The sequence below is a fragment of the Lyngbya sp. CCY1209 genome, assembly GCF_035615495.1.
Lineage (GTDB): Bacteria > Cyanobacteriota > Cyanobacteriia > Cyanobacteriales > Microcoleaceae > Limnospira.
In genome coordinates this window covers 1-299 of record NZ_JAJENU010000298.1, presented here as the reverse complement: position 1 = coordinate 299, position 299 = coordinate 1, and the positions used below count along the sequence as shown (strand labels likewise).

At 48.8% G+C, this 299-nt stretch carries 1 protein-coding gene; it reads right to left on the bottom strand.

Features of this window, described 5'->3' with window-relative positions:
- On the bottom strand, nucleotides 1–299 hold a 299-nt coding region (locus tag LKE08_RS08730), incomplete at both ends, for a reverse transcriptase N-terminal domain-containing protein (RefSeq protein ID WP_324703831.1).

Sequence of the window (299 nt, the reverse complement as noted above, 5' to 3'; positions counted from 1 at the left end):
TTGGCTCTGTCTCGGATTGTCGGGATTCCCAGAGGGCGTTTTTCATCCCGTCCGGGTTTTGGTATCCAGACTCTCCGCAACGGCTTGGCTTTGAAGTTTCTTTTGATTTCCTCAACAAGTTCAAACCTTTGTTTCGGGGATATCGCTATCATTCCATCCACTCCGGCTGTCTTCTTGCCTTGGTTGTCTTGGGTTACTCGCCTTACCGCTAGTAGCCTTGCATAGTATGACTTCAAAAGGAGTCTCTGCAACCTTCTAGCTTTTGCATCCTGTCCCGATTGAGCCGCTTGATAGATACG